Here is a 13,134-nt window from a genome sequence, read left to right as displayed (position 1 = left end):
TTAGAGTCTAATCTTCTGAATTAGTTTCAGGAAATACCGTTTCTGAGCCATCCCCATGAAGTACGGCGACGTAAGCAGGTTTGCCGAAAGGGTCAAGCTTCACCAAGCCAACACCAGACTTATTCACTAATCGATTGTGGTCACTTGGCTCTGGCTTACGCTTAAATATCTTTAAGCGTTTACGTTTAGTAAACCAGTTGAGCGGAGAGCGTGGCGTATATAGCCATTTATCTAGGGTGTCACAGATTGTCAGTAGGGGTTCTGGGAACTCGCTCTTGATACCACTGCATGTAATCTGATAGATGTGAGAGTCGGTTTGTTTGAATCTGAGCTTTACGTCATAGACAAACGAATAGTGCACATCGCCAGACAGAATGACAAAATTCTCGGGAGTTTTACTATGAGTAAAAATCGACAACAATGTGTTGGCACTTCCTGGGTGCGCCATCCAGTTCTCAGCATCAATGATCAGTGGATTGCCAAGCTTGGTCGCCATAGCTTGTAGCGTCTCAATAAATTTCACACCAAACATTGGGGCTGGAGAAACGACAACAACAGAGTTAAACCCAATCAACTCTTGTTGAAACTCAACCATCGCCTCCCAATCCATAAGCCCTGACGGTTTATTCATCTTAGACTCGGAGCGCCAGCGCCGAGTTCGTGTATCAAGAACGATCACTTTTGGGTGGCTTTCTAAGGTATAGTGCCATTTTTCGTATCTTAGAAGCTGCTGAATCAATTCATCCTGCTGATCTTTGTCCAGCATTGCCTCGCTAATCGGATTGTTAGGGAATAAGGTGATTAATTCTTGTTTCCAGTCGGAATGCATCTGTTCTGGATGATTTCCCCAAGCTTGGAAAATCAGATAACTCACTAAAGCATTACCTATGATTCGCTTCGAGAAAGCATTTTCATACGCGGCTTTTTCCCAGCCAACCGTTAGGTTCCAATCATCTGTGACGTCATGGTCGTCGAAAATCATGTAAGTAGGAATATGAGCAAGTAGACGTCGAACCTTTGATAAATCGTCGACGAATCCCTCTAGTGCTTGTTGCTCTGATAGCCACTGTTCGCGATGCGAGGGGCTGATGTCATTGGCGCTTAACTTTTCGAAACCAACGAGACGCCATAACTCTGGGGACCAAGTAAGAAGGTACATTGCGATGAACTCAGACAGAGTAACCAAATGGTTCTCACATTCTCGTGAACTGAAAATGGCAGTTTGTTGTAAGTTTAATAAGTTCTTGAGTCGACTATTGGTATCTTGATACTTAGGTAGAATTTTATCTCGCTTATAAAGTTCGACTTCGCCACTGTGAAGCAATGAACTGTCGGCAAGTGAGCTTTGGAGAAACTCCTCGTCAGGTAACTCCAGAAGTTTAATAACTCTATGGATACACTGAAGAGTCGGGCCTGCGATGTGGTCAGCGTATATTTGATCACCAGTGAGTAACAGGATATCTGGACGATCAGTCAATTGACCGTCTTTTACTTTACTTTCAATGCGCTCGTCTAACTTTGCAAGACTATCTGGACTTGGGTGGTGTGGGTTTCTACAGGAGCCATGAATGATATAGTCTGCGGTGTCCGTGAGTTGAACATCGACCTGTTGGTTATCGGCGTAAAACATATTCTTGGGGAGAACGGAACGATTTGATGCCAAGTCGACGATGTCGTAGTGAAGCTTCTCGTGCGCTTCAAAAGAGTGTTGTAAATAGAATTGGACTATCCAAAGCTTAGGACTAAGCTGCAATATCTGAGACTCAGGTATCGAGTAGGAATGCTTACCGAACTCACCTGATACAGAAACGGACAAAGACTGAGGTGAAACTGAAGTCGCAAACCAAAGTGTCAGCTCACGTTTGTTTGTTCGGCGAAGAACTGGACCTGCAAGAAGATGGGGTAGTGTCGTCATGACTATCCTTGTTACCTTTTGTTTTCTGTTTGCGGCTATGCACTTTTTTCGAGTACAGCTTCCTCATTTTCCATTTGCTCTAGTAATTCTATAAAGTCAGAGCTACTTGCCTCATGCCCAATCACAAAGAAACCTGTCAATGCGTCTAGTAGTTGAGACGTGTTACTACTTTGCTCAACGATTTCTTTCAATCTATGGCGAAGTAGTTCAACCTCATGCTCAACAAAACCACGCGCTTCTTCATCAGAAGACGCTTCATCGGGAGCGTTGTCAAACTCTAGAAATAACAGTTCGTTATCGAGTTCTGTATTGACTAAACGTTCAGGAAGCCACTTTTCACCAGTAACGACATGAATATCACTGTCAACAGGCAGACTATTAAGGATATTTTTTAATTTTTCTACTTTCACGATTGGTCTAAATAGTGGAAACTATGCCATTGATAACTGTTGGTTATTTATTGAGCTGTATCGGATAATCACAGTTAGGTGACATAATAATTGTAATAACAACATAATATAACAACTCTTCTCTTAAGAGATAGCGTTGTAAGCGAAATTGGCATTAGCCTTACAAGTTAGGCTATTTACCATCCCAAACACGTGCTCTCGACCCTTTTTTTACTGATTGATAACATTTCCAGTTGGAGAAACTGCAAGACATGATTAAGAAAAATCTCGCGCTAGCGATTACGGCAACCATGATGGCAACGTCCGTTGCACAAGCCGAAGAGTCTGCGCAAGAAGCGGAGTGGGGTATTGCAGCAGTTTGGCGTACAGCCAACATCCCTTTTGATACAAAAGGCGGTGATGCTACTGTAAGTACTTTCATTCCCATGATGTTCTTTAAGAACGACTATGTCTTTCTTGACGGTACCATGGCAGGTGCCCACCTCTATAAAACGGATGATAAGCAATTAGAGTTCAACGCGATAACGCGTATGCGATTCATCGATATCCCTGAAGATGAACAAAATGCCGTTGGTGGTGATACCGCTGATTACGGTCTACAAATGCGTTATAACTTTGACCCTGTGTGGCATTATGACGCGGAGTTGATGACGGATGGTGACAATCGTTTCCATGCTAACTTCCGCCTACAAGGTTTGTTGGACTACGGCGACCTCGAAGTTCGTCCTAATGTCACTTTGCGTTTCAAAGATGCTGACTTTAATACTCAGTACTACGGCACTTACCGTGATACGGTCGACAACCTATCTGGTGGTGTCGATTACGCGATGGGTGTTGATGCGCGTTACCACGTCACATCAAATTTGTACCTATTAGGTGCAACGAATATTCGCATGCTGGATAACGCGGCGTATCACTCCTCAGTGGTCAAAGAGCGATTTGAAGGCGAAGTCTATGTCGGTTTCGGTTTCTTTAACGAGAAGAAAAAGAGCACGTCTAAAGCCAAGCAAGTAAGCCGTGACATCAGCACTAAGCCTTATGTGAGAGTGGCACACGGTTGGGCTTCACCGTCAGACATGGGTGACATTCTTACTTTCAAAGGCAAACGCGACCCGTATAACAACCAAGTGACGTCGGTCTTCTATGGACACCCACTTACTGATGAACTGTTTGGTTTACCTCTTGATATCTACTTGAGTCCGGGTATTGCCCATCACTGGAACTCGGAAGTACAGGACTCAGGTACCGAATTTGTTACGCTTATCAAAGCCTACTACACCATTAATTGGCCAGTGAAGATGCGTTTGGGTGTAGGTAATGGTTTATCGTATATCGATAATATTACGTATATCGAACAGTCAGAGATGGATAAGAAAGAGAAGCGTGCAAGTCACCTGATGAACTATATCGATATCTCCTACGATCTCAGCATTGGTTCTCTGATTCGTAAGCCAGAGCTCGAAGACTTGTGGCTTGGTTACTCTTTGCACCACCGTAGCGCTATCTTTGAAGCGTCTTCGCAGTTTGGTCGTATTAAGGGTGGCAGTAACTACAGTACGGTCTACCTGCAGTACCACTTTTAAAATTATTGAACAAAAGCTCCGCGAAATGCGGAGCTTTTTGTATCCGCCCGAGTTAACCCACATCCACTACCTGTGCTACAATCGCGCCAGTTTTAATAAGAAAAAATACTAGGGAATGTTTTGACTTCCTCTCATGATTCCAATCAGCCAGCACAAGCGAAAGCCAACAATGCACAGTCTTTAAAAAGAGCACTAAAAGACTGCATGATCCGCGATCGTTTTCGTTTAAGTAAGCGCATCGCTGGCGCATCAAAAATTAAGAAACCAGAAGCACAAGCTGCCGTATTCGATGAGATCGCGGCGGACATTGCTAAGTCGATGATGGACGCAGAGCAGCGTGCCACGCAATCTCGACATATTGAATACCCAGAGCTACTGCCTGTAAGCCAGAAAAAAGACGATATCGCAAAAGCGATTGAAGAAAACCAGGTTGTTATCGTAGCGGGTGAGACGGGTTCAGGTAAAACCACCCAGTTACCGAAAATTTGCTCGGAGCTTGGTCGTGGTAAATTCGGGCTTATCGGTCATACACAGCCACGACGACTTGCTGCACGTTCAGTTGCCAACCGTATCGCGGAAGAGATGGAAACCTCGCTAGGCGAGTTTGTTGGCTATAAAGTTCGATTTAACGACCAGATCTCAGACAACACACAAATTAAACTGATGACGGACGGTATTCTGCTGGCCGAAATTCAGCACGACCGTTTTCTCAATCAATATGACACCATCATTATCGATGAGGCGCACGAACGCAGCCTAAACATCGATTTTATACTTGGTTATTTACGAGAGCTGTTACCTAAGCGTCCCGATCTTAAAGTCATCATTACCTCTGCAACGATTGACCCAGAACGATTTTCAAAACACTTCAACGATGCACCAATTATTGAAGTGTCCGGTCGTACTTATCCCGTTGAGACGCGCTATCGTCCACTTCGCGGCGATGATGACAGTGACCGAGATCAGTTAGAAGGCATCTTTGAAGCAGTCGACGAGCTGTGTGACGAAGGGTTAGGCGATATCCTGATCTTTATGAATGGTGAACGAGAGATTCGCGATACCGCCGACGCCTTGGGTAAGCGCAACCTTCGAGATACGGAAATCGTGCCGCTCTACGCGCGATTATCTGCTGGCGAGCAGAACAAGATCTTCCAGCCTCATGCGGGTCGCCGAATTGTACTGGCGACAAACGTGGCTGAAACCTCGTTAACGGTGCCTGGGATCAAATATGTGATTGACCCTGGTACTGCACGTATAAGTCGTTATAGCTACCGTACTAAGGTACAACGTCTTCCAATCGAGACTGTATCGCAAGCGAGCGCAAATCAGCGTAAAGGTCGTTGTGGTCGTGTGGAAGAGGGTATCTGCATTCGCTTGTACTCAGAAGAAGATTTTGAGTCTCGCCCAGAGTTTACCGACCCAGAAATTCTGCGTACTAACTTAGCCTCTGTTATTTTGCAGATGACGGCACTTGGATTAGGCGACATCGAGGCGTTTCCTTTTGTGGAAGCACCAGACAAGCGTAACATCCAAGACGGTGTGCGCTTGCTTGAAGAGCTCGGCGCGATTAACGATAAAGCCAAAGATCCTAAAAAGCGTCTAACGCAGATTGGTCGTAAGCTCGCACGTTTACCTATTGACCCGCGTCTGGCGCGAATGGTCATTGAAGCACCACGTTTGGGTTGTTTGAAGGAAGTGATGGTAATCGCGTCAGCTCTGTCGATTCAGGACCCACGTGAGCGTCCGAGTGATAAACAGCAGTCTTCTGATGATAAACATCGCCGCTTCTTCGATAAAGAGTCAGATTTCCTAACGTTTGTAAATGTATGGGACTACATTCAGAAGCAGCAAAAAGCCTTATCAGGCAATCAGTTCCGTAAGCAATGCAAACAAGATTTTTTAAACTACTTACGTGTCCGTGAGTGGCAGGATGTCTATTTCCAAATTCATCAAGCGATGCGTGAAATGGATGCCAAGCTAAACCAAGAACCGGGTAGCTACCAAGCAGTACATAGCGCATTACTGGTTGGTTTGTTGTCACACATTGGTGTTAAAGACCAAGAGAAGAATGAGTATCAAGGCGCTCGTAATGCGCGTTTTCACATCTTCCCTGCTTCTGGTTTGTTTAAAAAGCAGCCGAAGTGGATTATGTCTGCAGAGTTGGTGGAGACCTCTAAGCTTTGGGGTCGAATTATCGCCAAGATCCAACCTGAGTGGATTGAGCCTCTAGCAAAACACTTAATTAAGCGAAGCTACAGCGAACCTCATTGGTCTAAAAAACGCGCTGCAGTAATGGCTCACGAAAAAGTGATGCTCTATGGAGTGCCAATTGTACCGAAGCGCTTAGTCAGCTATGGCGCGATTGATCCTATCATCAGTCGTGAGCTTTTTGTGCGCAGTGCTCTGGTAGAAGGTGACTGGGAAACAAAACACGCATTCTTCAAACAAAACCGAAAACTTCTTCAAGAAGTTGAAGAGCTAGAGCATAAGTCTCGCCGTCGCGATATTTTGGTCGATGACGACGAGCTGTTTGATTTTTACGATCAGCGTGTTGGAACCGAAGTGGTATCAGGGCGACACTTTGATACTTGGTGGAAGAAAGCGAGCCAAGCCAATAAAGAGCTGCTTAATTTCGAGAAAGAGATGCTGTTTAAAGGTGACGCTAGCCATGTTACCGATCTCGACTATCCAAACTTCTGGCATCAAGCTGGTTTCAAACTCAAGCTGAGTTATCAGTTTGAGCCTGGAGAAGATAACGACGGTGTTACTGTTCACATACCATTGCCGATTTTGAATCAGATCGATCAAGACGGATTTGATTGGCAGATACCAGGCCTACGCCATGAGTTGGTGGTCAGTCTTATCAAAGCGCTACCGAAGACACTTCGTAAGAACTTCGTTCCAGCACCAAACTACGCTGACGCGTTTTTGGCAAGAGCGAAGCCAATGGAAGCGCCACTGCTTGACTCTCTAGAGAAAGAGCTTCGTCGAATGACGGGTGTTGAAGTGTTACGCGATGACTGGAATCTAGACCAGTTACCTGAACACTTGCGCATTACGTTCAGAGCGGTCGATCACCGTAACCGCAAACTTAAGGAAAATCGCGATCTTTACGAGCTCAAAGAGAGTTTGAAAGACAAGGTTCAAGCGACGCTTTCTAAAGTTGCTGATGACGATATCGAACAACAAGGTCTGCACACATGGAGCTTTGGTGAACTGCCGAAAGTCTATTCTCAAAAGCGTGGTGGTTTTGATGTCAAAGCTTATCCCGCGCTTGTAGATAATAGAGACAGTGTTGAGATCAAGCTGTTCGAAACAGAAGCAGAGCAAGAGCAGGTGATGAAAGAAGGGCAACGTAGGCTGTTGCTTCTGAACGTGCCATCACCGATCAAATACCTGCACACCAACTTACCGAATAAGTCGAAACTTGGTCTGTACTTTAACCCTTACGGCAAAGTGCTCGACCTGATTGATGACTGCATAGCTTGCGGTATTGATAAGCTTATAGAAGGTCAGGGCGGACTTGTTTGGGATTCAGATAAGTTTGAAGCACTAAAAGAGCATGTAAGAGGAGAGTTAGGTGATACGGTGGTCGATATTGCTCAGCAAGTTGAAACCATTCTTACTACCGCATTCAACATAAATAAAAAGCTTAAAGGTCGTGTGGACTTCTCGATGGCGTTTGCACTGTCTGACATTAAGGCGCAAATAGAAGGCTTGATCTTCAAAGGCTTTGCGACTGAATGTGGTTGGAAACGACTTCCAGACATCTTGCGTTACCTGAAAGCGATTGAAAAACGCATGGAAAAACTTCCGATCGACCCGAATCGAGATCGCATGCACATGCTTAAAGTTGAATCGGTAACACAAGATTACAAAGAATTGCTGAACAAGATCCCTAAAGGTATGAAAATACCAGAGAACGTTAAAGAGATTCGCTGGATGCTCGAAGAGTTGCGTGTCAGTTATTTCGCTCAACAACTCGGTACACCGTATCCGGTATCAGACAAGCGCGTATTGAATGCGATAGACGCATGTTAGGGCTGTCTTGTTGAGTTTACTCAAATTTTTTGATCTATGTCTCTGAGAAACATGAAGGTTTTACCAAAAATTAAAACTTATCGGTTTCTCACGAGATATAGTGTGTGATATATAAGGCTCCGCGGTGGCTTTGATTGGATTCGCCGCATTCTATTAAACAAGAAGGTTACAAATGAAAAAGACACTTTTAGCGCTTGCGCTTGTTGGTGCCTCAACATCTGCGTTCGCTGATGCTTGGTTGTACGGTGGTGTTTCAGCTGGTCGTGCTGAATACAATGGTAATAGCGATACACCAATGGGTTTCCACGTTGGTACTGGTATCCTACCAATCATCGGTATTGAAGGTGGTTACTGGAAGCACGGTAACTACGATATGACAGCTAACGACGGTGCGACTGGTTACGCTGAATTGGGTTCTTGGTACGCAGCGCTTAAGCCAAGTATCGACATTGGTCCAATCCAGCTTTATGCGAAAGGTGGTCTTCACTACTACAACGCAGACTACAAAGGCAGCTTGAACGGCAGCGATAGCGGTACAGACATCATGTACGGTGTGGGTGCTGAGTACTTTGTAACTGACATGCTTTCAATCGGTGCAAGCTGGCAGCGTTTCAACGGCGTTAAAACGACGTTCTCTGGCGACAAAGATCTAGATAGCTTTACTATTAACGCGACTCTTCACATCTTCTAATCGTTGTCAGATGAGTTATTGAAAGCGACCTTTTAGGTCGCTTTTTTCGTTTTGGAGCAATTATTTGCTTGTGTTAGTTGGAATCATGAGCAGCACTAAATACGCCACTACAGATAGCGAGAACGCAGATGCGCCTCGAAGAATTTGGCGTCCAAGGCATCTCCGGTCGCTTGTTTGACCAATACGTCTGTTGATAACAAGCTCGCTTTACTCCAGATGTTTTCAGACAACCAAGTAAATATCGGTGCGAGATCTCCGGATTGAATTGCGTCATCAACATTCACAGTTTGCTTCATCGCTGCCATAAATTGAGCAGCATACATCGCACCCAGTGTGTATGACGGGAAGTAACCGAACGCGCCATCTGTCCAGTGGATATCTTGCATGCAGCCATCTTTGTAATTGTCTTTAGTAGAAAGACCAAGATATTGCTGCATCTTTTGATCCCATAGCTCTGGAATATCTTTGAAGGAAATCTTGCCGTTCATAAGGTCACGCTCGATTTTATAACGAAGTATAACGTGAGCAGGGTAGGTCAATTCATCCGCATCTACACGAATGTAGCCCGGTTGTACGCGTGTGTAGACCTTTTGAAGGTTTTCTGGTTGAAATATCTTCGCATCATTCGACGTAAAGTGTTTTTGTGCGAGTGGAGAAAGGTGAGCAATGAAGCCGTCACTACGACCTAACTGCATTTCAAAAAATAGCGATTGAGATTCATGAATACCCATCGAGCGTGCTTCACCTGCAGGTAATCCAGAAAGCTCGGCTGGTAGCCCTTGCTCATAACACGCGTGACCGGTTTCGTGTACGATTCCCATTAGTGATTGAACGAAATCAGATTCATCGTACCTCGTTGTAATCCTGACGTCTTGAGGGACACCTCCGCAGAATGGGTGTGAGCTAATATCGAGGCGACCATGGTCGAAATCGAAGTTAAGCAACTTCATTACATCCAAACCAAGCGCGTTCTGCTCTGCTGTTGCGTAGCGCTCGTTTGGCAAATAGACAGACTCAGATTTTTGTTTCTCAATGACTTCTTGGGTAAGGCTAGGCAGCCATGATATCAAGTCACCAAACAAGGCATCGAGCTGTTTAGAATTGACTCCGGGCTCATAAATATCAAGCATGGCATCATAAGGCGTTAATCCAGACTGCTCAGCGCGAATCTGCGCTTCTTGCTGAGATAGATTGACGACTTCTTCAAAGTTCTTACAAAACCCCGTCCAGTCGTTCTCACCACGCTGCGTCCGCCATGCATGCTCGCATTTCGAGCCGGCGAGAGACTTAGCTTTCACTAGATCTTCCGGGACAACTGTTTTTAAGCGCCACTGACGTTTCATCTCTGCCAAGCTTGCCTGCTGCTTGGCATCTAAGTTGTCTGATTCTGCTTTATCAAACCATTCGCCTAATTGAGGAGCCGTCGATAATTGATGGATATGAAGAGAAAGTTGCGCCATCGCTTCTGAACGTGCCTGGTTGCCACCTGATGGCATCATCGCGGCAGCGTCCCAGCCGCAGATAGCCGAAAGATGACCAAAATTGGCAATGGTTTTAAAGTGCTCAACGAGTTTATTGTAGTTTTCCATGTCTGTGACCTGTCGTTTGAACTGAGGCTATACGTTAACATTAACAATAGGTTACGAAAAGAATAATGCTACCAAGTTGTAAAATGTTGGTGGCTTTTTAATACGCATTGGAGCAGAATCAGTCTATTGTTCTACTTTTGCCCTTATCGATATGCACATTCTCAACTTTGAAGCCTTTTTAATCGCGATCACTATTCTAACTCTCACCCCCGGTCTTGATACGGCTTTGGTGATCAGAAATACCACAAGAGGTGGTTTTCATGATGGTGCGGTGACGAGCTTAGGGATTTGTCTCGGTCTATTTGTCCACGCAAGCTTTTCGGCGCTCGGAATTTCGGTGATTCTGACTCAGTCTGCGGATTTATTCACCTTGGTGAAAAGTGTAGGGGCTGCATACTTAATTTGGTTGGGTATTTCGAGTCTTCGATCGTTAAAAAATGCCTCTGCAATGTCAATCTGCGAAGGGCGTGAGCAACGAGTTCAAGGAAAGCGTTCTTTGAGAGAGGGTTTTCTCTCTAATGTTTTGAACCCGAAAACAGCCGTGTTCTACTTAGCGTTCTTGCCGCAGTTCATTAATCCGGAGTACTCGCCGCTTGTCCAATCAATGGTTATGGCGAGTATTCATTTTATCATCGCGATGGTATGGCAGTGTGGTCTGTCAGGAATGCTTAATTCAGCTAAGTCGTTATTGAAAAGCTCTAAATTCATCCGTTGGATGGAAGCAACGACGGGCTTGGTTTTGGTTGGACTAGGGGTAAAATTGTTGTTGGAAGAGCCGACTATTTAACGTCTAAATAGTCGGCTACGAAATTTAGCTTGAGCGAGTATCGATAGCCTGCTCAAGTGAGCGTTTGGTACGCAAAAATTGATGCATGGTGACAGAAGAGCCTTTTAACAGGTATCTATCGAAACATTGATAGTAGTGGTCGCCATCTTCCATTTGCTTACAGAAGTTTCTCGCTTCTGTGTTGTGATGGTGTAGATCTTTTTCAGATGCAAATTGATTATGAGACGCGCACCCTGCCAAGATAAGAAGCATCGCTAGTGAACAAGTGATTCGAAACATTTTAATCCAATAGAAGTTAAACGCTTGTTGTATTGTAAGAATCCAATGATTGTTTAGTTACCATTTCACGACACAAGTTCCATTAAGCCCCAACTTTTTTTAGCCACTGGAGCAAATATTGTGCTAATTCTGTGGGTGAGTCCGCTGGAAGATCATGCGCGTCACTATCAAAGGGAATATGGGCGACTTTCCAAGCTTCAGCGATACGTTTTCCCGCTAAACTATTCACTAATTTATCGTCATTGCTTGTGATAACTTGAGTAGGGCATGACGGAGAGTTTTCCGGTCCCGCAAACCGAGCAGCGGCGAAAAGCTGTCTGAGTGCGTTAGAGAATTTAACGGGATGCTTTTCATTTAAAGCCAGGTGATACGAAAGTATGCTCGGATTGAGGACGTGGTCTGGATAGGTGAGATTTAGAATGGTTCTCTCGAATGCTTGAGAGCCACGAAGCTTTGAAATTAGGAGTCTAGGTATCTCTTTTAGATTAAAGCGTTCGTTAATTGGACTGAATCGAGCAAAACTTGGATTGATAAGAGTTAAGCTAGCCACCTTTTGAGGAACTTGGTGTGCCCAGCATGAACCCAGCATTGAGCCCATTGAAATTGCAATGATATGGTAACTGCCTATATCAGATGGCAATTGCTCTATGACTGCTTCTAACATTTGCTCTATTTGTAGTGGGCTTATTTCCTTGTACAGGTCTCCATTACCGGGCACGTTCGGTGTGTAAATGCGCAAATCCGGCTCAAGCTCCTTTAATGCTCCAACCAAAAAATGCCAGTGTCCTGCTTCCCTGAGCAAGCCTCTAACTAAGACGATGGGTACCATAAATTCGTCGCTTTCCTTGTCAATTTCTCTTGCTGAATATCTGTAATATTGATCAAAAGGTCATTGCTGAGCACCTGTATCAAGTAGCTAAGCAAGGTACTGTGTCGCCTCTCGACACGTTTTATTCTGTGTGGTTTGGTGGGGTGAAATAACTGACTAAAGCTCAGTAATTGCATAGGGTTCTTCTTAACCCAAAGCCACGACCCTAACTCTAGCGTCAGTGGTACAAAGGGGGAGGTGGACTCTTTATAATGCTCTAAATGCATCCAATCCCAAAGATCTCCGTGCGTGGTGTATTGATGCCACTGAGGTTCAAATTGATAGAGTTTGTAATGTGGGTAGCTCTTTCTGAACACTGAATAGAGCAGATAAAACTCATGGAGGTTGTTAGGTGGCCGTTTGTGATGCGCAAAGGGGAACCACAGGCGATCCCTAGCACCAAAACCGCTGTGTAGATCTAATACTATGGTCGCTGACGACTGTTTTGCAAGGTTGAGTATGCATGTTGATACGGCAGTGAGTTCTCGTTCCATCTCAATTGGATTGCCTCGATACCAAGGAAGCTTAGAGCTTATTGATTGCCCCGCATACAACTGATAGCGAGGGTTGGTAGAGTGGACTGGGGCATTGCGCATCAAATCCACGCCTCTATGGTTTGAGCGATTTTTCAATGCTACGCCCCATGGGTTGACGACTGGGATAGAGATGATCTTTATATTGTTTAAGGTTTCCTGTAGTTGCTTGTCCCACTCGACACGCCTTAACAAGCTTTTCAGAAAAGACAGGATGATTTGGCTTCCAATGCGCTCGACGCCATGAATAGCACCAGTTAAAACAAGACAAGGAGCAGAGGGCTTGTCTGTGCCCAATGAAAGCATTTGCACTGGAAACTCATGTTGACCATGTTTGATGTACGTGAGTGTTTCCAGCGACAGTTGATCGTAGCGCTCAGCGTACGTTTCAATGTGTTCTAGTTCTTTAGGCGTTGCAACAAACATAAATAAACTCAG

10 protein-coding genes are annotated in these 13,134 nt (G+C 44.9%); 4 read left to right on the top strand and 6 right to left on the bottom strand.

Features of this window, described 5'->3' with window-relative positions; all coding sequences use genetic code 11:
- Nucleotides 1–7 precede the first annotated feature (7 nt).
- Together J4N45_RS08440 and J4N45_RS08435 are read right to left on the bottom strand one after the other, a co-directional pair.
- Nucleotides 8–1,915 (bottom strand): alkaline phosphatase D family protein, encoded by a 1,908-nt coding sequence (locus J4N45_RS08440; RefSeq protein ID WP_252014515.1) that lies wholly within the window; start codon nt 1,913–1,915, stop codon nt 8–10.
- Nucleotides 1,916–1,950: 35 nt separating this feature from the next.
- Nucleotides 1,951–2,325, bottom strand: coding sequence for a VC1380 family protein (locus tag J4N45_RS08435; protein ID WP_252014514.1), 375 nt, complete (start codon nt 2,323–2,325; stop codon nt 1,951–1,953).
- A 251-nt stretch (nt 2,326–2,576) separates the two neighbouring features.
- Here J4N45_RS08435 and J4N45_RS08430 point away from each other — a divergent pair, with 251 nt between their 5' ends.
- From J4N45_RS08430 to J4N45_RS08420, 3 genes are all read left to right on the top strand, one after another.
- Nucleotides 2,577–3,908: a MipA/OmpV family protein gene (locus tag J4N45_RS08430; RefSeq protein WP_234495984.1), complete on the top strand. Its 1,332-nt coding sequence runs from the start codon at nt 2,577–2,579 to the stop codon at nt 3,906–3,908.
- Between the two features lie 120 nt (nt 3,909–4,028).
- Entirely contained in the window at nt 4,029–7,949 is a 3,921-nt protein-coding gene (hrpA, locus tag J4N45_RS08425) for an ATP-dependent RNA helicase HrpA (protein ID WP_286036901.1), read from the top strand.
- A gap of 172 nt (nt 7,950–8,121) precedes the next feature.
- On the top strand, nt 8,122–8,640 hold the full coding sequence (locus J4N45_RS08420; RefSeq protein ID WP_252014513.1) for an outer membrane beta-barrel protein: 519 nt from the start codon (nt 8,122–8,124) through the stop codon (nt 8,638–8,640).
- A gap of 107 nt (nt 8,641–8,747) precedes the next feature.
- Here J4N45_RS08420 and J4N45_RS08415 read toward each other — a convergent pair whose 3' ends face one another.
- A complete protein-coding gene (locus tag J4N45_RS08415) occupies nt 8,748–10,229 on the bottom strand; it encodes a carboxypeptidase M32 (RefSeq protein ID WP_252014512.1) in 1,482 nt (493 codons plus the stop codon).
- Between the two features lie 151 nt (nt 10,230–10,380).
- Here J4N45_RS08415 and J4N45_RS08410 point away from each other — a divergent pair, with 151 nt between their 5' ends.
- Nucleotides 10,381–11,016 (top strand): LysE family translocator, encoded by a 636-nt coding sequence (locus J4N45_RS08410; RefSeq protein WP_252014511.1) that lies wholly within the window; start codon nt 10,381–10,383, stop codon nt 11,014–11,016.
- A 24-nt stretch (nt 11,017–11,040) separates the two neighbouring features.
- Here the strand turns inward: J4N45_RS08410 and J4N45_RS08405 are convergent, their stop codons facing one another.
- From J4N45_RS08405 to J4N45_RS08395, 3 genes are all read right to left on the bottom strand, one after another.
- Nucleotides 11,041–11,295 (bottom strand): hypothetical protein, encoded by a 255-nt coding sequence (locus J4N45_RS08405; protein WP_234495988.1) that lies wholly within the window; start codon nt 11,293–11,295, stop codon nt 11,041–11,043.
- Nucleotides 11,296–11,377: 82 nt separating this feature from the next.
- On the bottom strand, nt 11,378–12,067 hold the full coding sequence (locus tag J4N45_RS08400; RefSeq protein ID WP_252014510.1) for an alpha/beta fold hydrolase: 690 nt from the start codon (nt 12,065–12,067) through the stop codon (nt 11,378–11,380).
- Nucleotides 12,068–12,105: 38 nt separating this feature from the next.
- Entirely contained in the window at nt 12,106–13,122 is a 1,017-nt protein-coding gene (locus J4N45_RS08395) for a DUF2817 domain-containing protein (RefSeq protein ID WP_252014509.1), read from the bottom strand.
- Between the last annotated feature and the right edge of the window lie 12 nt (nt 13,123–13,134).

It is taken from the genome of Vibrio sp. SCSIO 43140, from assembly GCF_023716585.1.
In the GTDB taxonomy this organism is placed as follows: Bacteria; Pseudomonadota; Gammaproteobacteria; order Enterobacterales; family Vibrionaceae; genus Vibrio; species Vibrio maritimus_B.
This window is presented reverse-complemented; position numbering and strand designations above follow the sequence as displayed.

What these genes read in the sequence shown, in the direction of transcription:
- J4N45_RS08415 (WP_252014512.1), bottom strand. Translation starts at nt 10,229, where the DNA reads ATGGAAAACTACAATAAACTCGTTGAGCACTTTAAAACCATTGCCAAT.
- J4N45_RS08395 (WP_252014509.1), bottom strand. Translation starts at nt 13,122, where the DNA reads ATGTTTGTTGCAACGCCTAAAGAACTAGAACACATTGAAACGTACGCT.
- J4N45_RS08420 (WP_252014513.1), top strand. Translation starts at nt 8,122, where the DNA reads ATGAAAAAGACACTTTTAGCGCTTGCGCTTGTTGGTGCCTCAACATCT.
- J4N45_RS08440 (WP_252014515.1), bottom strand. Translation starts at nt 1,915, where the DNA reads ATGACGACACTACCCCATCTTCTTGCAGGTCCAGTTCTTCGCCGAACA.
- J4N45_RS08410 (WP_252014511.1), top strand. Translation starts at nt 10,381, where the DNA reads ATGCACATTCTCAACTTTGAAGCCTTTTTAATCGCGATCACTATTCTA.
- J4N45_RS08405 (WP_234495988.1), bottom strand. Translation starts at nt 11,295, where the DNA reads ATGTTTCGAATCACTTGTTCACTAGCGATGCTTCTTATCTTGGCAGGG.
- J4N45_RS08430 (WP_234495984.1), top strand. Translation starts at nt 2,577, where the DNA reads ATGATTAAGAAAAATCTCGCGCTAGCGATTACGGCAACCATGATGGCA.